Annotated in this window: 23 protein-coding genes; 2 read left to right on the forward strand and 21 right to left on the reverse strand. The window is 54.2% G+C overall.

The annotated features are described in order from the left end of the window. The first annotated feature begins 3 nt into the window (after positions 1-3). On the forward strand, positions 4-867 hold the full coding sequence (locus MHI45_RS24705; RefSeq protein ID WP_341119579.1) for an IS3 family transposase: 864 nt from the start codon (positions 4-6) through the stop codon (positions 865-867). A gap of 204 nt (positions 868-1071) precedes the next feature. On the opposite strand, the gene cysC is transcribed toward MHI45_RS24705, so the two are convergent. The 21 genes from cysC to MHI45_RS24810 form a co-directional block, all read right to left on the reverse strand. Continuing rightward, positions 1072-1842 carry an adenylyl-sulfate kinase gene (cysC, locus tag MHI45_RS24710; protein WP_256718235.1) on the reverse strand — a complete coding sequence of 257 codons (771 nt, stop codon included), beginning with the start codon at positions 1840-1842 and terminating at the stop codon, positions 1072-1074. After that, positions 1839-2711, reverse strand: a complete 873-nt coding sequence (locus MHI45_RS24715) for an STM4011 family radical SAM protein (RefSeq protein ID WP_076113656.1) — start codon at positions 2709-2711, stop codon at positions 1839-1841. Before MHI45_RS24715 ends, cysC begins: the two co-directional genes overlap by 4 nt. Continuing rightward, positions 2708-4099, reverse strand: a complete 1392-nt coding sequence (locus MHI45_RS24720) for an STM4012 family radical SAM protein (RefSeq protein ID WP_076113657.1) — start codon at positions 4097-4099, stop codon at positions 2708-2710. Before MHI45_RS24720 ends, MHI45_RS24715 begins: the two co-directional genes overlap by 4 nt. A gap of 39 nt (positions 4100-4138) precedes the next feature. Next, positions 4139-4924, reverse strand: coding sequence for an STM4013/SEN3800 family hydrolase (locus MHI45_RS24725; RefSeq protein ID WP_076113658.1), 786 nt, complete (start codon positions 4922-4924; stop codon positions 4139-4141). A gap of 64 nt (positions 4925-4988) precedes the next feature. Continuing rightward, a complete protein-coding gene (locus MHI45_RS24730; RefSeq protein ID WP_256718236.1) occupies positions 4989-6293 on the reverse strand; it encodes an STM4014 family protein in 1305 nt (434 codons plus the stop codon). Beyond that, a complete protein-coding gene (locus tag MHI45_RS24735) occupies positions 6266-7111 on the reverse strand; it encodes an STM4015 family protein (RefSeq protein WP_076113660.1) in 846 nt (281 codons plus the stop codon). The genes MHI45_RS24730 and MHI45_RS24735 overlap by 28 nt, the downstream gene beginning before the upstream one ends. A 219-nt stretch (positions 7112-7330) precedes the next feature. Beyond that, a complete protein-coding gene (locus tag MHI45_RS24740) occupies positions 7331-8740 on the reverse strand; it encodes a nucleoside recognition domain-containing protein (RefSeq protein ID WP_076113661.1) in 1410 nt (469 codons plus the stop codon). Further along, positions 8718-9449: a FeoB small GTPase domain-containing protein gene (locus MHI45_RS24745; RefSeq protein WP_038586779.1), complete on the reverse strand. Its 732-nt coding sequence runs from the start codon at positions 9447-9449 to the stop codon at positions 8718-8720. The genes MHI45_RS24740 and MHI45_RS24745 overlap by 23 nt, the downstream gene beginning before the upstream one ends. After that, complete coding sequence (locus tag MHI45_RS24750; RefSeq protein WP_076113662.1) at positions 9446-9700, reverse strand: FeoA family protein; 255 nt, start codon at positions 9698-9700, stop codon at positions 9446-9448. Before MHI45_RS24750 ends, MHI45_RS24745 begins: the two co-directional genes overlap by 4 nt. A gap of 259 nt (positions 9701-9959) precedes the next feature. Next, a complete protein-coding gene (locus tag MHI45_RS24755; RefSeq protein WP_076113663.1) occupies positions 9960-10418 on the reverse strand; it encodes an SRPBCC domain-containing protein in 459 nt (152 codons plus the stop codon). Between the two features lie 125 nt (positions 10419-10543). Next, entirely contained in the window at positions 10544-11500 is a 957-nt protein-coding gene (locus tag MHI45_RS24760; protein ID WP_076113664.1) for a helix-turn-helix transcriptional regulator, read from the reverse strand. Positions 11501-11612: 112 nt separating this feature from the next. After that, a complete protein-coding gene (locus MHI45_RS24765) occupies positions 11613-13559 on the reverse strand; it encodes an FtsX-like permease family protein (RefSeq protein WP_076113665.1) in 1947 nt (648 codons plus the stop codon). Continuing rightward, a complete protein-coding gene (locus MHI45_RS24770) occupies positions 13534-14304 on the reverse strand; it encodes an ABC transporter ATP-binding protein (protein ID WP_076113666.1) in 771 nt (256 codons plus the stop codon). The genes MHI45_RS24765 and MHI45_RS24770 overlap by 26 nt, the downstream gene beginning before the upstream one ends. A 157-nt stretch (positions 14305-14461) precedes the next feature. Then, positions 14462-15559, reverse strand: a complete 1098-nt coding sequence (locus MHI45_RS24775; RefSeq protein WP_076113667.1) for a GerAB/ArcD/ProY family transporter — start codon at positions 15557-15559, stop codon at positions 14462-14464. A 10-nt stretch (positions 15560-15569) separates the two neighbouring features. Next, on the reverse strand, positions 15570-15803 hold the full coding sequence (locus MHI45_RS24780) for a hypothetical protein (protein WP_076113668.1): 234 nt from the start codon (positions 15801-15803) through the stop codon (positions 15570-15572). A 12-nt stretch (positions 15804-15815) separates the two neighbouring features. Then, positions 15816-17099, reverse strand: coding sequence for a Ger(x)C family spore germination protein (locus MHI45_RS24785; RefSeq protein WP_083675893.1), 1284 nt, complete (start codon positions 17097-17099; stop codon positions 15816-15818). Then, positions 17096-18199: a GerAB/ArcD/ProY family transporter gene (locus MHI45_RS24790; RefSeq protein ID WP_076113669.1), complete on the reverse strand. Its 1104-nt coding sequence runs from the start codon at positions 18197-18199 to the stop codon at positions 17096-17098. The genes MHI45_RS24785 and MHI45_RS24790 overlap by 4 nt, the downstream gene beginning before the upstream one ends. Next, positions 18196-19815 (reverse strand): spore germination protein, encoded by a 1620-nt coding sequence (locus MHI45_RS24795; protein WP_076113670.1) that lies wholly within the window; start codon positions 19813-19815, stop codon positions 18196-18198. Before MHI45_RS24795 ends, MHI45_RS24790 begins: the two co-directional genes overlap by 4 nt. Before the next feature lie 207 nt (positions 19816-20022). Next, on the reverse strand, positions 20023-21024 hold the full coding sequence (locus MHI45_RS24800; protein WP_076113671.1) for a sensor histidine kinase: 1002 nt from the start codon (positions 21022-21024) through the stop codon (positions 20023-20025). Beyond that, positions 21021-21719 carry a response regulator transcription factor gene (locus MHI45_RS24805; RefSeq protein WP_076113672.1) on the reverse strand — a complete coding sequence of 233 codons (699 nt, stop codon included), beginning with the start codon at positions 21717-21719 and terminating at the stop codon, positions 21021-21023. The genes MHI45_RS24800 and MHI45_RS24805 overlap by 4 nt, the downstream gene beginning before the upstream one ends. A 140-nt stretch (positions 21720-21859) precedes the next feature. Beyond that, positions 21860-23008 carry a phosphodiester glycosidase family protein gene (locus MHI45_RS24810; RefSeq protein ID WP_076113673.1) on the reverse strand — a complete coding sequence of 383 codons (1149 nt, stop codon included), beginning with the start codon at positions 23006-23008 and terminating at the stop codon, positions 21860-21862. Positions 23009-23260: 252 nt separating this feature from the next. Here MHI45_RS24810 and MHI45_RS24815 point away from each other — a divergent pair, with 252 nt between their 5' ends. After that, positions 23261-23839 (forward strand): histidine phosphatase family protein, encoded by a 579-nt coding sequence (locus tag MHI45_RS24815; RefSeq protein WP_076113674.1) that lies wholly within the window; start codon positions 23261-23263, stop codon positions 23837-23839. Positions 23840-23877 lie beyond the last annotated feature (38 nt).

Below are 23877 nucleotides of genomic sequence, written 5' to 3' on the forward strand. Positions count from 1 at the left end.
TTTATGGAGAACCATCGCTCCGAGTTTCGCTTGGAGAAGATGTGCGACACCCTACACGTTTCAAGGAGCGGTTACTACAAGTGGCGGACGGGAGAAACCAGCACACAGAAACTCCGCAAAGCAGCGATCATGGAGCGAATCCAGTATCATTTTGCCGATCATAAAAAGCGTTATGGAAGTCCGAAGATCACCCGTCTGCTGCACCAAGAGGGCTATACCGTTACCGAACGCACCGTGAGTGTGTACATGCGACAAATGAAGCTCCGCTCCGTCGTGTCTAAACCCTACCGTGTACAGACTACCGACTCTAAACATAATAATCCCATCGCACCCAACACACTGAATCAAGAGTTTAAAGTGCTCAAACCCAATACCGTATGGGTCACGGACATCACATACATCCCTTGCCGGGGAGGCCGCTTGTACCTAGCCAGCGTCATGGATTTATGCACGCGTGAAATCGTAGGGTGGCGCTTGTACAACCATATGGAAACCAGTCTGGTCCTGCACGCCTTGCAGGCTGCTTACGCAGCCAAGCGACCTGGTGAGGGGTTGCTGCACCACTCCGACCGAGGGTCTCAATATACCTCTAGGGATTATGTCGAACAGTTGAAGACGTACCACATGGAATCCAGTATGAGTCGCAAAGGGAACTGTTACGATAACGCCTGCATCGAGTCTTGGCACAGTATTTTAAAGAAGGAGCTCATTTACTGTAACCCGCGTTTCAAAAACCAGGAGCAGGCTTACAATGCCATTTTTCAGTACATTGAGTTTTACTACAACCGCAAGCGAATGCATGGCGCACTGGGGTATCTTTCTCCAGCTCGTTTTGCTAAGCAATTTACTCAAAAATCCGTTGCGTGACCGTCTACTTTCTTGACAGAGGTCCAGCGCAACAGTGTCTCTACTAAGTAGACCTCCAGAAGCGCAACGGTGTCTTAACTAAGTGGGCGGCCAGAAGAGCACATCAGTGTCTCAACTAAGCAGGCGCCCAGGCATTAGTCCCTCATCCACAAGCACCCAGACCCAAAGCGCCCTGTCCGAGCAAGCAGACAGGGCGCTTTGGGTCTATTTATTAAGCTTAGTTAGGGTCCCGCTTTGTGCTAGCCAGGACCATAACTCATTCACGCTTTCCTCCGGCGTCTGCTCGGCTGTGCGGAGCGTTAACTCTGGGCTGACAGGAGCCTGGTAAGGATCAGAAATGCCGGTGAAGGAGGGGATTTCGCCCCGGCGGGCCTTGGCATACAGCCCTTTGACATCCCGCGACTCGCAGATTTCTAAAGGGCAATCTACATAGACTTCTGCGAAACCGGGCAGCGACTGGCGGGCATAGTCGCGCATTTCCGCATAAGGGCTGATGACCGAGACCACTGATATGACGCCGTGCCGATTCAGCATACCGGCCACGTAGACGGCCCGGCGGATATTCTCGAACCGGTCTTCCCGGCTGAAGCCGAGGCCTTGTCCGAGCGCACGCCTCAGCTCATCTCCGTCGAGCCATTCGGCGGCCAGTCCCTGTTCTCTCAGTCTGTCCGTCAGAAGCGAGGCAATCGTTGATTTGCCCGCCCCGGACAAGCCGGTGAGCCACAGAGTCATACCGGGACCTGAACGAATCCCTGCAACTTCGTGCGCTGCTCCAAACCCGGTGCCCTCGTGCTTTACTCCAAGTCCAGTACCTGCTCCATGTCCCACACCTTTGTGTTCTGCTCCAATTCCAGCATCTGCTCTATGTTCTGCACCTTCGTGCTCAACTAGAATCCCCGCACTTTTGTGCGCTGCTCCAAACTCGGAACCTTCGTGCTCTGCTCCAATTCCAGCACTTTCCCGATTTGCTCTCATCTCTGCACCTCCGCGATTCCGTAGGGTATTCGTTCCAGCAGGCCGGAGCCGTAAATCTGCTCCAGCCGGAGCCCGGGCATGTGGATGTAACCGATATAGCAGTCGCAGAAGTTCATGCGGCAGCTCCGCTCCGCAGCGAGGCCTTCCAGGCCGTCACGGTAGAGGTTGCCGATGACGCCCCTGTCCTTATAGCAGCGTTTAACTAGACCGGGTCCCTGCACATAGAACACATTGCTGCCGGCATTGCAGAGTTTGCCCAAGCTTTCATAGTCGACTGTATTGATATGAAAATGCGGATCAATGCCGCCGAGAAGGGCGAGATCTTCCGGTGTGTAATAATCCGGTTTGTCTTTGTAGGCATTCACCCACAGATAGACATCATCCGGCAGGGCGGCCCGCAGCGAGGCAATTGCCGGAAAGGCGCTGCGCAGGCCCACACTGCCGACACTGAAGGGAATGCCCTGCTTATAGACAGCCATACATTGGGCCAGAAACCGCTCCTCCCGCACCTGGCCCGGGTGATAGGTCGCCCAGAAGGCAGCCGTGGCCGGGTTCAGCTCCGGGATAAAATCCAGGCTGGCCGACAGGTTGGTCTGGATAGCCACCTTGTCCACATGGGGGAGATGGGAGAGGGTAATCAGCGCTTCTTTATACCAGCGGTGAATCAGTCCTTCACCGTAAGGATTGAAGAAGATCGACAGCCGGTGGCCCGCCGCACCTTGCTCCGCAGCCCACTGGACAAAGGTCTCCAATCCCTCGCGGTCCTTGGCAAGCGTAGCGGCGCTGTCTCTCGTCTTGCCGAACGGACAGTAGGGACAATCATAATTACAGGAGGTGAGGGCCCCACGGTAGTAGAGGACGGCATTCATGGCAAAATAAATCCTTCCATACGTTCCCTGATTTCACCCGAGATGAACCAGTCGCCGATGGAGTCCGAGTAGCCCAGACCCTCAGGGGTTAACCGCAGGATACCTTCCTCTACTTCGCCCAGACCACTTTGAAGCAGCAGGTCAAGCTCAGGATAATCATTCCACAGCGAAGCCGAGAAACGTCCGCTGTAGTCGGCCAGCTTCAGCCCCTCGCTGTGCAGCACAGCTTTCAGAATGAAACGCCGTTTCTGTTCTTCCCGGCTTAGCACAATGCCGTAATCGGCCGTGTCATAAGACTCGGACGACACATAATCGGCAATGATGCTCTCCGTTGCCTTGCGGCTGACGCCGTAGCGGGAGGCGTAGTGCACCTCCCGCGTATAGGAACGGGCTCCACAGCCGAGGCCGACCATCCCCTCCTCCTGACAGCTGTAGCCGAGGATGGCTTTGCTGGTGCCTGCCGTTTCCTTAGCGAAGCGGCGCATAGAATACTGGCGGTAGCCGTGCTCTGCGAGGAGCTGGCAAGCGGCAGTATAGCAATCATGGCGGAGATCCTGCTGGCGCAGCAGATCTCCCGGCTTCACAATCGTATGCTCGCGGGTGTAGAGCGGATAGAGAAAAATCTCCTCCGGTTCATACAGGAGCGCCTGATTCAGCGAATAGAGCCAGGACTCCACGCTCTGGCCCGGAAGCCCGTAGATCAGATCCAGATTCAGGATGGGGAATTGATATTTCCCCAGCAGCTCCAGTGCCCGGTATACCACCTCAGGGTTCTGCGGACGGTAGATGGCCGCCGATTCGGCGGCGACAAAGCTCTGGATGCCCATACTGACCCGGTCCACGGTATTGTCCTTCAGGATGGCGAGCTTCTCTTCCGTAATTGTCTCGGGTGAGGTTTCGACTGAGATTGAAGCAAGGGCGGTGTCCAGGCCCATGATCTCCCGGGCGATCCGGAACAGCCGGCTTAGCTGCGGGGCGGCCAGCAGGGTTGGCGTACCGCCGCCGATCGCGAACCGGGCATACGGCTTATGGCCGGTAAAGGCCGACCACTGTTTTGCCTGCCGTTCCAGCGCATCCACATAGGTGGCGTGGACATCTGCACGTTTGTCCGGCAGGGTGAAGAGGTTGCAGAAGCCGCAGCGTGCGCCGCAGAACGGAATATGCATATAGAGAAAAAAAGAATCCGCAGGCTCTTCCAGCCACAGCTGTTCCAGCGGAATAGGAGGCTGGAATTCACGATAGGCTGTCTTGTGCGGATAGGAATAGAGATAATTGCGGTAAGGGTTAGCGGTAATCTGCTTTTTCCAGCGCTTAAGCTCCTCCGAAGAGAGAGACGGTCTTACGTCGTTGTCATTAGGATGCTGCAGGAAATTGCCGGTTGACGTCATACGTTTCTCCTTTCTTCCGGGTTGAACCGGGTTGTCAATCTAGAGGATGAATTCCCGGTAAGGGACATTCCACACGGTCTCATGTGCCAGACGGTGTCCCTGATAGCCATCTTCCCCATAGGCTGTGCCGTGGTCCGAGAAGGCCAGGCAGAAGACCGGATTGCCGCGTTCGCGAAAGCGCTCAAACAGGCGCCCCAGCTCTCCGTCGGCATAACGCAGTGCGGCACGCTGGCTGTCCACAGAATCCTTCCGGGCACCCGGAAGGAAGAAATGGTTCGGCCCGTGGATGGCTGACACATTGAGGAACAGGAACAGTCTTTGATCCAGCGGAGTATCGTTCAGCACCTTCAGGGCGTGGTTCACCTGATGCTCCGTGGAGCGCGGGTTCGTGACACCGAAGGTCATCCGCCAGTAGCTGTGCTGGAAATAACCGGGCAGTACGCGGGCAAGCGGGACCTTTTTAGTGAAAAAAATAACCCCGCCAATACATACCGTACGGTAGCCTTCGGCAGCAAGTCCTGATACAAGATCCGGCGTGTCGAACAGCCATGTGTGCGGATGGGTCTTCATTCCGGTATTTCTGGAATGGAACAGCCTCACATGCGAAGCTTTGTCCGTGTCTGCGGGAGTCGGCAGGAAACCGCCGAAGAAGGCATGATGTGCGGCATAAGTGAAGCTGCCGGGCGTGTGCCGTTTCTCCCAGGAACCGCTGCCGCACAGATTGGGGCAGTTCTCTTCCTCCAGAACGGCAGCATCGTAGCGCAAGGTATCCAGTGTGATCATCAGGATGTCATGGGTGCCAACAATGGCATTCATATCTGTCATAACCGTTATAAGCGCCCTTTCTTAATAGATATGGATTAAAAATAGCAATACGCTATAACTTCTCTCATTCATGATTTGCAATGGCATTCAGCTTTTTCATTTCCCATTCATACGTGCCGCAGCCGTCATATTCCACATCGTAGAGCAAGTCGCCAAAAGGATTTACGTCCGCAGCATAAGTGCGCCGGGAACTGCCGGAGGATACGAGGATATCAATTCCGGCAACAGCCGAGCGGGGGAAGGCGGCAAGGGCCTGCACGGCTGTACGCCGTACCTGCTCCTGCACCTCTTCCGTGAGCCCGGCTTCTGCCGGAGACATCCGCTGGCTGCGCAGATGCAGGTTCGTAATGGGCGTAGTGCTGACCCGGGCAACGGAATGGCAGGCTTCTCCAAGCACGACAAGCTGGCGGATATCGAACGAAACTCCGGCTGCGCCCGGCTTGGGAATCCATTGCTCGGCATAGGCACCATGGCTGTAGAGCCAGTTGATGATTCCGGACAGGTCAGCGGAGTCGGTATAGCGCCGCAGTTTCCCTGAATTATAGTACACGGGAGGGCGAGTGATATACTGCTCGACCCCAATAGTAGTCACAGCGATTTCGGCTCCCGTAGCGGGATTGATCTGATAGGCGATGACGCCGGAAGCGGCAGAGCCGCAGGACAGCTTGATGAATACCCGGTGCATCCGCTCCGTGATCATCAGCTCCCGCAGGGACGCATAGTCTGACGGCGGATGTCCGCCGCCCAGGGGCCGGGGAACCGGAACGCCGGACTCAGCCAGAATCTGCTGAGTCCGGCGTTTGTCGGTCATGGCGGCAATATCCCCGGGATGGTTCTGCCACCGGGCTTCAGGCAGCAGCTCTGCGGCCTCGCGCTGAAGCCTGGACAGCAGCCGGCAGTAGCCGCGGAACCATTGAGATGGATGATGCAGCACGCCGGGCATGTCCTTCAGCCGCCCGGCGGCCTGGAGACTCAGCGGATGGGGATCGGGATGATGTCCGAAGGGGTGCAGCGAGTCATCCTGCTCCCCGGCATCCGGTGCGCCCAAGGCAATGAGGCCCTGCTCAATCTCGAAGCTGCCGCCGGGTGAATCCAGCCGCAGGAGAGGCGGAGCTGCTGCCGGACCTGACCCGGAAGGCTCTGGCCACAGGCCCGACCGCCCGCTGGTCTGCAAGTGCAGCGTCTGCTCCAGCAGCTCGGCGAGCGAACTTCCCCGCAGCAGCTCCGAGTACGGGATGAGCAGGGCCGGGGGCATCCCGAGGCGGCTCCGCGCCTGCTGGATGCCGTCCGAGCGCCTGTCGCCGGGACAACATAGCAGGATCAGCGGCTGCGGTTCCTGCATCATTCGGTGATGGAAGGATAACGCCAATCTTCCTCGTCATCGCTTTTTTGCTGGTCGCTGACATCGGCCGGCAGGCCGCTTGCCTTCCAGCGGGCAATCATTTCATTCGACATATAATGATAGCTCAGGTTCAGTGCCTGCAGGCCTTTAATCCGCTCACTGGCCAGCAGCGCCTCAGCACCCTTGTCACTAAGCGTTCCAAGCGAAAGGTCCAGCGTATGCAGCTGGTCCAGAATGGGTGCATCGGCCACGGCCGCGGCAATTTCATCCTGAATTTCGCTGTTTTTCAGTCCCAGATAGGTAAGCTTAGGGAACTTATCCGGCTGGATCAGCGGGTAGAGATCTTCCAGTCCGCCATCAAAGCCATAATTGTCCACGCCAAGGTACAGCTCCAGCTTGCGCAGATTCGGCAAATGTCCTGCAGCGATTTCTGCCAGAACGCTTTTGCCAAGTCCGCCGGTAATAATAATCAGTTCCTCCAGCTTGTCATGCTGCAGACTGCTGAGGCTCAGATCATTTCCGCCTTGAATGGTGAGTGATTGAAGCTCCGGATAAGCGGGGAGCAGCGGGGAAAGATCGCTTTGTGTAATCCACGAAATTTCGCATTCTTCATAACCCATCTCCCCGATAAACAGCTTGCGCAGAGCCGGAAAGCTTCCGCTGTATTTCACAAGGGCTGACACAGCCTCCTCGGAGCTGTTCTCATAGGCCTGTCCCCAATCCCCAATGATGAGGCTGGTTAGTTGCGCAGCTTCAGGACTTGCGCTCAAGCGTTCAATCTCCGTACCTATTCTTTGACCTTCTTCAAATTCGTCGTACCCGACAGTAAGCTTTACTTCCGTCATTAACATTCCCTCCCGGAAAAATATGGCTTCAATTTCACCCTAACATCTGGGAAGGAGGGAGTCAAATTACGGGACAGCACGGGAGTGGAGCCTTGAACGGAGCCTGTCAGGCAGTTGCAGCAGCAGCGGGAATTCCGCTTTCTCCGGAAATGTGCGGATACACAAAAACAGCCCGGCCCCTCCCTGTATACGGGAGAAGCCGGGCGCGTAAGAACTCTGTCAGACCCAGCCGAACAAGCGCGCTGCCTGTGCGACCAGGAAGGTGACTGCAATGGCGATGCCCAGCGGAATGACGGCCGAGAGCACTGCCCATTTCATGCTTTTGGTCTCTTTGTAGATGTTGATCAGAGTAGTGCCGCATGGATAGTGGAGCAGGGAGAACAGCATCATATTGAGCGCGGTCAACCACGTCCAGCCATGGCTCAGGAAGATATCCTTGATGCTGCCGATACCTTCGACATCGACCATAGCACCGGAGGACATGTAGCCCATAAGCAGAATCGGCAGTACGATTTCATTGGCCGGAAGCCCTAGGATGAAGGCCATCATAATAAAGCCGTCCATGCCGAGCAGCTGGGCAAAAGGATCAAAGAAAGCGGCCATATGGTTCAGCACACTGTCTCCGCCAACGAACACATTCGCTAGGATCCAGGTGATAATGCCTGCCGGAGCAGCTACGACGATTGCGCGGGTCAGCACATTCAGCGACTTCTCCTTGGAGGAGCGGACAATCGTCTTCCAGATCTGCGGACGGCGGTACGGCGGCAGTTCGAGCGTATAGTGGGTGGGAACGCCGCGCAGCGCGGTTTTGGACATGACCCAGGACACCGTTAAGGTTACCGTGATACCGACCATTACGATTCCCATCAGGACAAGGGCTGTCGAGAAGGTCCGCAGCGCACCAGTCGTAGCAGCCCCCACCATAAACATGGAGGACAGCAGAATAAGGGTCGGCCAGCGGCCGTTGCAGGGCACGAAATTATTGGTCAGAATGGCCAGCATCCGTTCACGCGGCGATTCGATAATGCGGGTGGAGAGAATGGCGGCAGCATTGCAGCCAAAGCCCATCGACATCGTTAACGCCTGCTTGCCGTGCCCGCCGGATTTCTTGAACAACCGGTCCATATTAAAAGCAACGCGCGGCAGATAGCCGAAATTCTCCAGCAGCGCAAATACCGGGAAGAAAATCATCATTGGCGGCAGCATGACGCTGATAACCCAGGAGGTTCCGCGGTACAGGCCAAGCACAAGCACGCCGTGCAGCCAGGCCGGAGCGCTCACCGCTTCGAATCCGGCGGTTAAATAACCTTCGATGATGCCGAACAGAGAGGCCAGCCAGCTCGAGGGATAGTTGGCGCCGGCAATCGTAATCCAGAAGACGAGGCCAAGCCCGGCGAGCATAATGGGGAATCCCCATATTTTGGAGGTGACAATATTATCAAGCTTATAAGTGCTGCCCAGTTTCTTTTTGTCCTGGTAGGTGACTGCATCTCTGCAGATCCCCGCAGATACACCATATATTCCGCTTACGATTTCATCACGGATTCCGCCCTTGTCTGCGAGATTCTTCGCTGCAGAGAGCAGGGAATCCATCGGATCGGGTCCCTTAATGACATGCGGTGACTCCATGGCTCACTACCCCCTTCGATCCGGAAATATTCCTCTGTCCCATATTGGCTTTGAGCGAAGCGAGCAGGCTTTCGTCACCATCCAGCAGCCGCAGGGCAATCCAGCGTGCCGGATATCTTGAACCGACCGTCTGCTCTACCATAGGAAGGAGCGCAGCAATGCCCTGTTCAATCTCATCGCTATACGTAATCCGCAGCGGCTCCGCTGTATAAGTACCAGTAGCTACACGCTCAATTTGATCCAGCAGCGCCTCAATGCCGATTTCACTCCGGGCCGAAATTGCGGCTACCGGCACGCCGAGCCGTTTCGAAATGGCCTTCAGGTTAATATCAATGCCCAGCTTCTTCGCTTCATCGATCAGGTTGATGCAAACAACGGCCCGCCCGGTAATTTCCAGCACCTGCAGGGCAAGATTGAGATTGCGCTCCAGCGAAGTGGCGTCCAGCACCACCAGCGTCACATCCGGCTGTTCAAAAATAATGTAGTCCCTTGCAGCCTCCTCGTCAGCTGAGTTGGAATACAGGGAGTAGGTACCCGGAAGATCTACAGCCAAGTAGGTATTGTTCTTGTGGGTAAACTCGCCTTCGGCGGTGATGACGGTCTTGCCCGCCCAGTTGCCGGTGTGTTGGCGCAGGCCGGTCAATAGATTGAAGAGTGTGCTCTTGCCCGTGTTGGGATTGCCTGCAAAAGCTACAGTGTAACGGTTCATGCTTCATCACCTCCGATTAATTCTCCGTAAATCAGAGCGCTTTCTTCCCGGCGCAGGGCAATGGTTGTATTGCTTACCCGGAAGGCGGTAGGGTCTCCGAGCGGACTGCGCCGCAGTACCTCGACAGCATTGCCGACGACAAACCCGAGGTCGAGCAATCTTCTCCTCAGCACACCCTGCACTTCTATGCTGCGGATACGCAGCGTACTGCCGTTCACAGCTTCAGATAATGGAATTACGGCTCCGGCCATAAGATTTTCCTCCGTTCCATCCAGAATGATTGAGCATGTATGATTTATTGATTTATGTTATGCACATGGGTTAGATTCTTGTAGTCTGCCACAATATTAGTATACGTAAATAAATTTGTCCTTGCAACAAAAAAGTTTCCTTAGGGAAAAATAAATAACCCTTGGAGAAAGGCAGCTGTTGCTGCTTTTCTCCAAGGGTTGGGGATGGCTCAGGAAGGTGCCTATACATTCGATTGGGTGTGGCGGAAACCGGCTGCTTCTACTCCCAGCTTCCAAAATCTAGCGTACTGCCAGTCTCTACCAAGGTCTTGATGTTGCTGAGAATCTGCCACCAGGAGCTTTCGCTGGGGCCGTAGGACGGATCATCAGGTTGCCATTGATCATGAATCAGCGTCAGCTTGGTACAGCCGCCAACCGGCTCCAGCAGCCAGGAGATGCGTGATTCATGCGGTTCGCCGCTCTTGAGATAGGAGGGGCCGACCTTGTGGGTAAAGCGGAACGCCTGCTCTAGAGAGAATTCCAGCACTGTGCCGTATACATGCAAGGTGTCAGGGCCATCTGCCCCCGGCCCGATATATTTCAGCGGCTCCCCTGCTGTAAAGCTGGAATGGATCGTGCTGCCGTAATAGATTTGCTGTACTTTATCCGGTGAGACGAGGCTGTCCCACACCTGTGCTGGTGTTCCGCCGATATAAAATTGATATTTCAGTTCTTTCATGCTGTATTCCTCCTGCCTTTTATGTTCTCATTTGCCTCGGCAAAGTCCTATGATTGTTTGCCTCAGGGATAAGCTCACTATACAAAAGAATCACTGACAGCTGCGGTCAGTGATCCGGAAAGATATTATTCTTTATAATAATCCGCAAGGTCCGCAGTGATGGCTGCCAGCTTCTGCCTCAAAGCTGCGGGTTCGAGAATCTTAAGCGCTTTGCCGTAAGGCAGCAGGAAATAGGGGGCGTAGCTGTATAACGAGGCTTCATCCAGCAGGAATCTGGCTTGTTCCGGGGTTCGTTCCGCAAGCGTATGGCCGAACAGCCAATGGCTGCACAGATCATTCAGGACGGCTTCCGCGGACTGGATGATGACAGCCACCAGCGCGGAATCTTTATCCTGGCCGGGAAGCAGGCCGCGCAGCAGAAACTCGCGTGCGGAGAATCCGGCAGGGCGCACAAAGCCTTCCCCGGTCCGCTGCAGTCCCCCAATCCGGTCTACCCGGAAGCTGCGGATTTCCTGGCGGTGATGGCAATAGCCGGCCATATACCACTGGCCCTTCCACAGCACCAGCCCGTAAGGATCTATAGACCGGGCAGAAATATCCGCTCCGTTTCCCTTGCGGTAGTCCATCTGCAGGGTAAGGCTGCCTGCGATGCAGGCCTCCAACTCCTCCAGCAGCGGCTGCAGCGCAGCGCCAGGTGCATGGAGCATCTCCATGCCGGCTTCGTGGCGCTCCATTTGCGACAGCTGCGCCGCATTGCTGTAGCGTTTGAGCTTGGCAATCGCTCCGTCCAGGGCTGCGACATAAGGGTATCCGCTGCCCCGGGCAAAAGCGGAGGCCTGTACGAGCGCCCTCTGTTCCCCGGTGTCGAAGAACAGGGGCGCTGCACTGAAATGCTCAGGCAGGCTGTACCCGCCTCCCGGCCCGGCGTCGGCAATTACGGGAACACCGCTGGCACAGAGCGCGTCAATATAACGGTAGACGGAGCGGATGCTGAGCTCCAGCTCCTCCGCGAGTTCGGCAGCGGTTCTTCTCCGCTGTTGCAGCATCCACAGGATGGACAGCATATGATCGGCTTTGGACATCGGGCAGAACCTCCGGTACGCCTGTTATTCTGCTCTCTGGTTGCAATCAAGCAGCGGCGTTTTATTCTCAATCACTAGGATACAGCATTCATTGTAGCCTAACGCCTCCGGGTTACACCATCATCTTCTTCAGACTATGAATATAGCGGGATCTGACAATGATGAAATAGACGGTTTGCAGAACCAGGAAAGCTGCGGATGTGATCAGCACAGGAACGGTAACATTCGTGATATCCATCACTTTCAGCACGGGACGGACAACTACAAGAGTCTGCACGGCTGCAATAAGAATAGGGATATAGAACAGCAGTGCAATCTGTCTGGTGGCGGAAGCCGACATCTCTCTGGTGCTGAGTCCAATCTTGGAGAGTGCATGGTACATCCGCATATCTGCGTTCAGCTCCGTGTGCAGCTTGAAATAGAGAAAGCTGGCTGAAGAGAGCGAGAAGATCAGGGCGATAAAGATGCCGATAAAGCTGACCATTGAGGTTCCCTGCTTGGTATTCATATAGCTATCAGCCCGTGCACTTATTAACGTATGCCAGTTGTCAGTCGCATGATTCCTGTCCCTGCTCCATTGCACCAGCTCACTGGAGATGACAGTCTCCGGCTCCCCGGTCTTAGGAAGCAGTGCATCCCACGCCGGGATTTTATAAAAGTAATTTATTTCGCGATCATTGGCTCTAGCCTTACCGGCAGCTTCTGCATACACACTGTCGCTGACAATCATCACGGACGGGTTGTATTGGCCAAAAGGCATGACCGGTGGATTGATAAGATGATTCAGGACGAGTTCCACATTTACTTGATCTGCCAGCAGAACCTTCTCTCCTGCGTTATATTCGAAAATGGCATTCTGGGGGTTAAGCAGCAGCACAGCTTCTCCGTCAGACAAAGGAGGGATTCCGGTGACATCCATTTGTCCTGCCAGTTGATTGAATACGGACACCGTCAGCAATTGAACGTTGTCAAACTGGTCCACATCGTTAAGGCCTCGGATAGAAACGCGGATGAATTCCACTTTGTTCTCTGTGTACTGCAATCCGGCGTTTTCCAGGGCATCATGAATGGTGGTCAGTCCGGGTTCGGGATCGTGTCCATTGTCAACGGAATAGTCGATAGCGAACGGACTGTTCAAATACGTCGTATTGTTCGAAGAACTGATGGATAGAAGAAGACTTGCAGCCATGCAGGCCAATGAAGTGACAACCGTTACCAGAAACAGCATCCGTGCATTGTCTTTAACCTTGTAGCTCATTTCGTTGATCCAGAGCAGATTGGTTCCGCGCCATAGCCGTTTGCGGCTCAGCTTCAGCAGGCGGATGCCCAGCACCGACAACTGGGAGTAGAAGAAATAAGTACCGGCGATGCCTGTGACGGCAGCAATTAGCAGCGTGTTCGGAGACAGCTCCTGCCCGATGGAAATAGCTCCTGTTGTCAGCAGTGCAAGTCCGAGAAGCGAGAGCAGCCAGGATACTTTGGGCTCCTTTTTCGGTTTCACGCTTCCCTTGAGCAGCTCAAGCACCTGGTTCTTGCGGATGAACAGCAGGGTGAAGATTGAATTTATCAGGAATAGCGCCAGAAAGGAAACGGAAGTGATAACAAGTGCCTTTACCGGCCAATAAAACGGCATATCTGTGACCCCTATAATATTCGTGCTGAGCAGCAGGAACAGCTTGGACAGCAGCATCCCCGCGGCCATGCCGCTCAAGATCGACAGCAGGCCGATGATCATATTTTCCAGCAGAATCAGTCTGTTGATCTGCCCGGGACGCGCGCCCAGAATCATCAGGATGCCGAATTCAAGATTCCGCAGCTTGAGGAAAGCACTGATCGAGTACAGGACAAAGAAAAAGGCGAAGATGAAGACAATATAGGAAGCAATTTTCATCCCGGTAGCCGAATTTTTCCCAAGCTCAATAGAGGACACGTCGGGATGATAGATGAACACCGAATAGGAAAAGAAGATCATGACCATAAAGGCGCTGCTGAGGAAAAAGGCCATATATGCCCGGGCGTTGCGCCGCACATTGTTAAACGCGAATTGAGGAAAGCTCATGACTATTCCCTCCCCAGAATGAAAGTGTATCGATGATCTTCTGGAAGAAGGCTTGGCGGTTGTCGCCGCGGTGGATTTCCGCAGCCAGCTTGCCGTCCTTGATGAAGACGATGCGGTTGCAATAGCTTGCTGCCAGCGGATCATGCGTAACCAGCATCAGCGTCGTACCTTCCTTGCGGTTGATGTCCTCCAGCGACTCCATTACGATCCGGGAGGAGTTCGAATCGAGCGCTCCCGTCGGCTCATCGGCGAGCAGAATGGCAGGCGAAGTAATAATTGCCCGGGCAATCGCCGTCCGCTGGCGTTGTCCGCCGGAAATTTCATAGGTCCGCTTATTCAGGATGTCTGTAATATTCAGGCGCCCGGCCACCCGCTGCAGCAGCGCGTCCATCTCGGACAGCTTGCGGTTGTCCAGAGTCAGGGGCAGGACGATATTCTCCCCCACAGTCAATGTCTCCAGGAGGTTGAAATCCTGGAACACAAAACCAAGCTTCCTGCGGCGGAACAGGGCCAGCTCTTTTTTGTTCATCTGATAGGGATTGCTGCCGCCGATCTTCACTTCACCCGAGGAGGGCTGATCAATGGTTGAGACCATGTTGAGCAGGGTGGTTTTGCCGCTGCCCGAAGGGCCCATAATTCCTACAAATTCACCTTGTTCGATACTGAGATGAATATCGGTAAGAGCCTGCGTAAGCACTTTTCCCGGATATACTTTATTCATTGCCGTGACTTCGAGCACATTCATGGAATTCATTCCTTTCTAACCGAAAACGTGAGTGTCACCCGCTGTTGCCCCTTGGGTGCTTATCTTCTGATTCCGAGTGTACAGGATGAGCTTCCGGCATGCTATGGTTTTACCTTAACGTTACCTTACAGCGCGGTTAAGGTTATGTTCGCTTTTGTCAGGAGGATGTTCGTTTGAACCATCCCCGCAGCAGAATGGATATTGAGAGCAGCAGCGGGAAACCGATTTGGAACAGCGGGTCAATCTTAAGGCTTGGCCCCAGGCCGATGGCAATATGCTGAGTATAATCCCTCGCCAGAAAGGAAGTGCCATAGATTGCCGCTCCTACAGGAAATACCCACCATTTGGCCGGTTTGCCGCTCAGTTCACTGATGCCTTTAACCGCACAAAAGTAGAAGAGCATCATCTTGATCAGCAGCCCGATAAAGAGCTGGGTCGTTACCAGAATATCGAGCCGTTCCACAAATTTGAGGTTTGATAAAGTACGGACTGTCTTCAAAAAAGGCAGCTGGCTGATTCCTGCAATCGTTGGCCCGAGGACAGCCACATTCAGCGCGTTCATGAAGATGAGAAAGATGCTGATGGCAATATAGGCGGTTACTGTATTTTTTACCGGCACACCGGGTTTTTCCCATAGGGACCACAACATCAGGAATACAATCATTTGACCGAAGGGAAAGGAGACAATATCCGGCAGTGCAGCTTCTACAATCGGCATGAACCCACCCTCGTTGACTGGACTTAGCCGGTAGAAATCAATGGAGCCCATAATGCCAAGCAGCAGCACAATCAGGAAATAAAAGAAGAGAACCAGAGGGAGCAGCACCTCGGGCAGCCGGAAGACAACCTCTGCACCCTTCCAAATGGCATAGAGTGCAATCATTACAAAAATGAACATCGTGAGGGGCAGCGGAGATCGCGGCAGCAAAGTTAAAGCCGTCAGCTCGCCGAGATCGCGGACATTGCGCATCGACTGATACGCGAAGTAGAAGCAGTAGATCAAGCCGATCACTGAGCCGGCAACTCCTCCGAAATGAAATTTAAGCATGCCGATGAGGTCCAGCATGGGCGAGCGGTGCTGGATCCACAGCAGGAGCAGCAGGAGGATGAACCCGCCCAGCGAGCCTGTGCACATCGCCAGCCATGAATCCTGCTTGACCTTGCCGCCCAGCAGAAAGAGCGGCGTGCTGCCGATCTCGAACAGCATAATCATAAACGCAATTTGCAGGGCAGACACCTGTTCCTTTTTTTGCATAACTCCGAAATCAGCCTCCTAACCACTTGATAATGAACCTGCCGGCGGGTTGAAAGTAAGTAATATATAAGGTAGCCATATTGAAATGCGGCGTTTCTGTAATCCCGCAAATGTTCTCATAGGCACACCAGACCAGAATGCAGCCAAACCATAGCCGGTGCAGCTTGCTTCCTTCTCCGCGCAGCCAGGTGCAGCCCCAGACGAAAGCTATGGCATAAAGCAGAAGAGTGATCGCTATTTTCATAGAGCAGCTCCTTTACTTATGCTGGATGGATTTAAAGGATTTGTTACTGAGCCCGCTCCGTTCAATTTGGATCGAAACATGCGGTTTGATCTCAATATTCTGGAACATGCGGTCCCAGCTTTTGTCCTTCTCAATCTGCTTCCAGCGCTTGCGGTCACTGCGGTGAATCCTCACAGCAAAGCCCGTGACGTCCGCCCCCAGCGTCTTGACCGCACTCCATGAGTTGCCCACGAGTTCCAGGATGCGCTGTTCAATGGCTTGCTCCATCCCCGTTATTGAAGTCCGTTCATTCAAATCCATGACGCTTCCAAGCTCCTGCAATACGCCGCTTCCTTTGATGCTCACATCCATGATGTAGTGATCTTTATCCCAGACGGGATGAACGGAAGTGGTCGAATCCTGGAGGATGAACGAGGCGTCCGGTTTGTCGCTGATTTCGGGCCGGGAGGCGAAGGCGATGGTGGCAGAATCAATTTTGTTCGTCAGAAAGGACAAGCCGAAGGCTTGCTTCTGCGTAAGCCATCCCACCAGTTTTTCACCTTTTAAGACTCCGAGCCTTCCGAGCGCCAGCCGTGAAGGCAGGTCGGTCCGTCCAGTCTCACTGGTTTCATCCATGATCTGGTCACCGGTAAGTAGGATTTCCGGCAGCACGGCACTGCCGGATTCGGAGGACAGGGCCATGGCCAGTTCAAACAGCCGGATGCCGGGATAAAAGGAGAGCAGCTTCGATTCCTGCTCAATCATGAGCTGGATACCGGCTCCCTGATTTTTGGTCAGCTGCATCAGCTGATTCAGAATATCTCCGGCTTCGTCTTTGGATAGAAATACATATACAGTTTCCCGGGCGTCCTGCTTGCGCAGGAACATGTCGATCAGTTGACTGATGCCGTGTTTGGCCAGAGACTCCCCTATGATGGCGATGCGCGAATGAGAAAAAAACATCTCACGCGTACTGGTCAGATTGGTTCTTTCAATCGCGTCCATAATCGTTTGTCCTTTTACCGAGAAGGTGACAAACGGTGGAGAGCTGGTGCTCCCGCCTCCACTGCCTCCCATGCTGCTGGCACCGGAAGAAGGGTTGATGACCTGGTATGTGGCTTTCCACTCGTTATTCTTCCAGTCATATGCCGAACCGGAGGTAATGCCCAGCTCACTCAGTTCCCGGTCATCCCAGCATCCGGTCAGCAAAGTCGACAGGAGGGGGAGGCAGAGACCAATGCAGAGCGTTTTTTTTGCGGCATAAGCCAGAGGTCTCGCGGGAGTTGCGGAATAGGATTCGGTGTGCTGCTGCTTCATGTTTTCCACCCCTTTGGTTTGGATCTTGGTTTCCGGAGCAGATGTAGCAGGACCGCAGCCAGCGGAACGAGAACATTGAACAGGAAGAAGACCGGGAAACGCCCTTCCTTGTTGTAGAGATTCAATTGGTCTGCGCTCTGCCAGGTAAAGAGACACTCTAAAGCGATTATCAGACCCAAAGCTCCGGTAAAAGGCCGATTGCTGTTTACGCGAAAGGTTTGTTTGAAGCATTCGACCGTCGCAAACAGAAAGATCGAGAATTTCAGATAGATGGACAGGACCCAATAAGAGATGAACAGAATGTCCAGCTTTTCGATAAATCTGCCGAAATGAACGACCCCGGCGGTGGAAAAACCCGGATATGTGCTGAGTTTGATGAATTCGGACCCGAACACCATCAGTGTCGTTACGAGCGAAAACATCATCAGCACAGAAACGAAGAGAAGTCCTGCCCAGCCGGCGATGCGCGCTTTTTGCGGATTCTGCAAATAAGGAGCCAGAAACAGCAGCACCGCCACTTCGGACATCCAGGTAGCCGGTGTTATGCCGGCCAGTGTCAAGGAGGCCAGAGAGTGATCAAAGACCGGCAGCAGCTGGTGCACATCCATGTCCCGGTACAGCCCGAACAGATAGAGCGGCACGAAGAAAAAGTACAGCAGCAGTACGAGGGTGTTCACTCTGGCGATGGACTCAAGGCCCTGCCTGACCATATAGATCGTAATTAACAGAATCAGGATGGTCATTACGGTGACCGGGGTGTCGATGAGTACATTGTCTTTGATGAAATTGACGAATTCGCGCAAAATGGTAGCTGATGTGTCCAGGTAGAACTGCAGCATCAATAGGCCCAGAATCGTAGCTGCAACAGGAGAACTTTTCTCGCCAATCCAGGTCAGAAACGGTGCGCCATTGCTGTAGCGGATGACTGTCCCGACAATCGTGGCGAACACAAGCCCGGCCAGAGTCGATAACAAAATAGCCAGCGGCGCGTCCTGCTCCGCGTAGTTGCCAATGATGACGGGAAGCACGACGGTGGCTGTCGGCAAGATAGTGTTGACGATCAGCATGGCGGCCTGGGTGGTGCCGATTTTACCGTTCAAGCGGGATCCTCCTCCTGCGGCTGCCTGGTTTGCTGATTGTTCTGCGCCTCTTCTTGCGGCTGCGGTTTTTGATCCGGGCCTTGTCTGCGTGTTTCTTTGCCCAGATTGGTCTTTGGCCGCATGGTCATGCTCCAGAGCGGAACACGGATAAAGATATCCTTTAAATATCGCGGAGTCATTGGAGCTACCGGGGACAGGTACGGCACACCAAAGGAACGCAGTCCGGCCAAATGAATCAGCAGCACCATCAAAAAGGACATGATGCCGAACAGGCCAAGGGTAGCGGCGATCAGCATCATGACAAACCGGATCAGGCGGATCGAATTGGCGATGGCCAGGGACGGGATGACAAAGTTAGAGATGGCGGTGAACGATACCACGATAACCATGGCTGCGGAGACGAGTCCGGCTTGAACGGCGGCCTGTCCCAGCACGAGTGCCCCAACGATGGAAATCGCCGGCCCGATGGTGCGCGGCATACGGACCCCGGCCTCGCGCAACACATCGAAAGTCACTTCCATCAGCAGAGCTTCCGCCAGTGCCGGAAACGGTACACCTTCACGCTGGGCGGCCAGGCTGATCAGCAGGGTTGTCGGAAGCATTTCCTGGTGAAAGGTAGTCACGGCGATATACAAGGCCGGCAGCAGCATGGATACAAAAAAAGCACCATACCGGATCAGCCGCAGGAAAGAAGAAATATCAAAACGCTGATAATAATCTTCACTTGACTGAAAAAAATTGAAGAAAGTGGATGGGGCAAGCAGTGCAAAGGGAGTCCCGTCAATAATAATTCCGACCTGGCCCTCCAGAATGCCTCCGGCAAGCGCATCCGGACGTTCCGTGTTCTGAATGGTCGGAAAGGGAGTCAGTCCGCCATCCTGAATGAATTCCTCGATGTAATTGCTCTCCAGAATGCTGTCGGTTTCAATCGCGTTTAAGCGCCGGCGGATTTCCGCCAGCACCTGTTCGCTGGCGATACCCTCCAGATAGACAAGCGCCACACCGGTCTGAGTGCGCTGACCGATCTTATACTCTTCTATTCTAAGATCGGAGGTTTTGAGTCTGCGCCGCAGCATGGAGGTGCCAGTCCGCAGGCTCTCCGTGAAGCCTTCTTTGGGTCCGCGGATGACACCTTGGGAGGTTGGTTCGTTGATGCTTCTTTTCTCCCAGCCGGAGGTATCGGCAGCCAGTGCCACCTGAAGTCCTTCAAACAGAATGAGGGTATAGCCGTCGAAGAGCATGGGGAGCAGACTTTCCAGTGTTTTACCTTCCTTGACACCCCCGACTGGCAGCATCTGATCTTTAATCAGGCTGAAGGCGTCCTTAGCTGAAATGGCGCCGCTCTTGGGGGCAACCATTTCCATCAGCGGCTGCAGCACCGTCTGGTTGACGGCATCCGCGTTAACAAGCCCGTCGATATATATAAAAGCAAGAGAGAGAGAGCTTAAAGATTCATTAGTGAATCTGCGGAAAACAACGTCGGAGCTTTGACCGATCCGCTTAGTAATCTCCTGCAAGGTAATATCAAGTGAGGGATGAAGAGGCTGCGGTGCAGGCACGGAAGTCGGGGCGGGATCAGTTCCTTTTTTGCGGCCTTGCTGCAGATGGGTTGGCATCGATACTCCTCCTCGTTGCTGGATTCTGGATGATTTGCTGTATTATCCCCTGGGAGCGGATTCCTTATTCTGACTGCATTATGAGATTAGCAGGCATGAAGAAGAGAGCACTCTACCAGCCATTTGGTCATGGCGGGCGGAATGCTCCCGGTTGTGATGCTTGTGGCAGCTCCAGCCAGCCTTAGGAGGCTGAGCGGATGCTGCAGTTCAGCCGCGAAGAGGATCAACTGCTCCTCCGAAAGTAATGCAAACCGTGGTCCCCTCTCCGGGCCGGGATTGCAGTTCTACCGTATGCCCGAGCCTTGCGCAGATCTCACGGACCAGATAGAGGCCCATCCCGGTGGATTCATGATACTGGCGGCCGCGTTCTCCGGTGAAATAAGGGTTGAACACCCGTTTCAGGTCTTCGGGAGAGATGCCAATACCCTGATCTTTAATCTGTAAGACGCTCCCGGTTCCCGTCTGCTCCGCGGAAATGGTTACTGTCTTGTCTGTCCCAGCAGTATAATTTACGGCGTTGACGAGAACCTGGGCCAGCATGAATCTCAGCCATTTGGCGTCGCTGTAGACAGAGAGTCCATCGTCAACGGTAATGTCTACACGGACTCCCCGCCGGATGAACAGCCTGCGGTTGTCGGCGACGGTCTCGCTTACGGCTTTGCGAAGCAATAGAGGCTGAACATGGAAATCATCCTCAAAGCGTTCCAGCCTGGAGGTGTAAATAACCATCTCCAGTCCCTTGCGGAGCCGCTCCAACTCCTCTTGGATGCTGCTGGCAGCATCCTCCTCCAAATCCTGAAGGGTAAGCTGGATGACGGAAAGCGGCGTCTTCATCTGGTGTACCCAGCGGTTGATGAAATCGATATGCTGATCCATCCGCCGGGTATGGGAATGCAGCTGGTCCAGATAGTAGCGGTGGTTGTGCTGCAGCATCTCCGTCACCGCTTCGGGCAGCGGCGCATCGTCAAGCGGGATAAGCTGTTCCCCCGGAGCTCCGCCGGGTCCGCTCAGGCGGGTGTATAGCTTATAGTGCTGAACATACCGGTAGCCCAGATATAAGATGAGAACTGCAAAGCTGAGGCCCATACCGTATAAAACAATCGAGAAGGGTCTGTATTCGCCCGTAACCCAGTACAGCACGGGGATGAGGATCATCTGGAGCAGATAGAAGAGCAGCAGCGGCCGGTGATCCTTAAGAAACAGTCTCATGGCGTTTCTCCGGAGAGGCTCAGCCGGTAGCCGGCGCCTCTTATCGTTTCTATGATATCGTCAAGACCAAGATCCTTGAGCTTCTTGCGTACACGGGTGATATAAACATTAAGTGTATTATCATCGATGAAATGCTGATCCTCCCACATCAGGTCCAGCAGCCGTTCACGGGAGACGACGCGCCCTTCTTTCAGCAAGAGCGCTTCCAGCAGGACGGTTTCCTTCTGCGTAAGCTCAGCGGACAGCCCGTTGTGCTGGATCACATAACGCTCCGTATACAGCGTCAGTCCTCCGGCTTGAAGCTTGCGCTCTTCCTGGCTGTGGGCGTAAGAGCCGTAAGCTCTACGCAGATGGCTGCGGATTTTGGCCAGCACGACCTCGTATTGGAATGGCTTGATAATGTAATCGTCGCCGCCGTTCTCCAGCGCCATCACCTGATCCATACCGCTGTCGCGGGCAGAAATAAAGAGGATGGGGCAGAGTGAGGATTTGCGAAGCTGGCGGCACCAATAGAATCCGTCATACCTGGGCAGATTGACGTCCAGCAGCACCAGGCTTGGGGTGTTCTCCTCAAAGGTTTCCAGCACTCTATTGAAGTCATCTACGATAACGGTATAAAAATCATATTTTGACAAATAACTGCTTAGCAGGTCTGCCAGCTTGGCGTCGTCCTCGACAATCAGAATCGTTTCCATGAATTCACTCCTTTGTCCAGTATTACAGTAACATGCTAAGGGAAATTTATGCAAAACAGGATTCAGACGCAAACAACCTCCCGGGCTGCCGGAAAAAGATCCGGCTGCGGGAGGCTGCTTGAATGTTGCGGAAGGATGGGTTAACGGGTTTTGATGACCAGCGCATTGCTGATCAGACGTCCCGGCGTTGTCAAATATTTACCGTTGTAATACAATCCGCTGGAGGCGCCGCCATCCAGATTCATGGCCTGATAGGCACCGGCCTGCTTCATAATCTGCGCCAGCTGCGAAATGGTAGCCCCGCTGGTGGTCAGAAGAATCAGCTTGTGGTCGCGCGTCAAGCCCAGCGCACTGCGGGCTCCGCCGCCGGTGCGGATTTTGGGATCCCTGAAGCCTTCGGCGGTCACATCCACCGCTACCTTCCCGTTAACCAGCAGCCGGGGGCCTGCCTGAAGCGCACCTTCGATGGTCCCGCTCTGGAAGCGCGATGCGAATTCAGTACCAGGAATCAGCTCTGCCAATAGATTGCGGTCATAAGCGAATACGGCCCGCCGTTCTCCAGCGCCGTTCTTGAGCATCTTTCCGCCGCTGATGATATAACCATAAGGGACTTTGTATGCCCCTTTAGTGTAGGCATCAAAGTAGGTCCCGTTGATCGCAACGAGAGCACCGCTGCGTTTGGCAATGCTGCCAAGTGACTCCGTCTTGCCGACCGTGTTGCCGGCAAGCACTACATCCAGCTTCACCGAGGGATGGAGCAGGGAAGCGGTGACTGTCTGGACTGTAAAGGAGCGGCTGCCGACCTTAAAGGTGCGTTTGCCGCTGACTACCGCCGGGGATTCCGCTTTAAGGAGTGCTCCGCTGAGTACGGGCAAGGTGGCGGAAGTTTCGTCCGCTGTCAGCGTGAGCGACGAGGCCTGCGGATTCCACTTCAGCTGAAGGCCCAGTGTTTGGCTGACCAGAGACAGCGGAACATACGTCGTGCCGCTGCCGCTGAAGACCGGCTCACTCAAGGTTACGGCCTTGTCGTTCACGGAAGCCTTCGCCGAGCCCGGAATCAGGTGGAGGGAAGCCTCGCCCTTTGTAATTTCTATCGTTCCGCCAGGAGTGAGGATCGACCGGATGCCGGCAAAATCATTCAGGAAACGCAGCGGAATGAAAGCATGATTCTCCTTGTCCACATAAACTGCGAGCTTGGACGCAGGCGCCGCGGAGGCGCTTGATGATGCTGGAGGAAGAACGTAAAGCGGGAGAAGCAGGGTAAGGATGAGGGCGATGATTTTTTTCATGATGAACAGTATCTCCTTTTAAGTGGCGGCAGCATGATCTGCTATGCAGGATGAATTTGGAACATGCTCCAGAATGAAGCACCGGGTCTTATTATCATATAAGGGCAGTCTAACCGTCAATTACTTAGGCTTCAGTGCAGGCAGAATGGTGATCAACTGATGATTCTTATATCCGGTGGCGTATGCATCTTCCAGACTGTTCGTTTATAATCTAGTAAGCTTACTTATTATTAATAAAGGCGGGTAGCAACAATGACAAGAATCGGCTTGATTCGGCATGGCAGCACAGCTTGGAATAAAGAAGGACGGATACAGGGGCATACGGATAACCCTTTGGACGAGGAAGGACTTCAGCAGGCGGAGGCTATAGCAGAGCGTCTCAGCGGAGAACACTGGGACTATATCTACTCAAGCGACCTGCTGAGAGCAAGACAGACGGCAGAGGTGATCGCAGCGAAGCTGGGCCTGCAGGTAGCGGGAGTGATTCCGGGAATTAGGGAGATGAACGGGGGACTGCTTGAGGGCACCACGGAGCAAGAGCGGGTGGAACGCTGGGGGACAGAATGGAAGTCGCTGGACCTCGGGCTGGAGAGTAATGAATCAGGCAAGCAACGGGGGAGCAAGGCGATTGAAGAGATTGCATTGAAGCATCCCGGCCACAATATCCTGATTGTCAGCCACGGCGCGATTCTGCGGAGCAGCCTGACCGGACTGGTTCCCGGACTGGATGTCAGCGTGCTGTTGAAGAATACCTCTATCACCCGCATTGTTAAAGGGGACAACGGCTGGACCTGCGAGTTGTATAATTGTGTGAAGCATATGGAGAGCTAGACCTTATCCATGCGGCATCTTCCAAAACATTCCATGCA

The organism is Paenibacillus sp. FSL H3-0321, assembly GCF_038002865.1.
In the GTDB taxonomy this organism is placed as follows: Bacteria; Bacillota; Bacilli; order Paenibacillales; family Paenibacillaceae; genus Paenibacillus_AQ.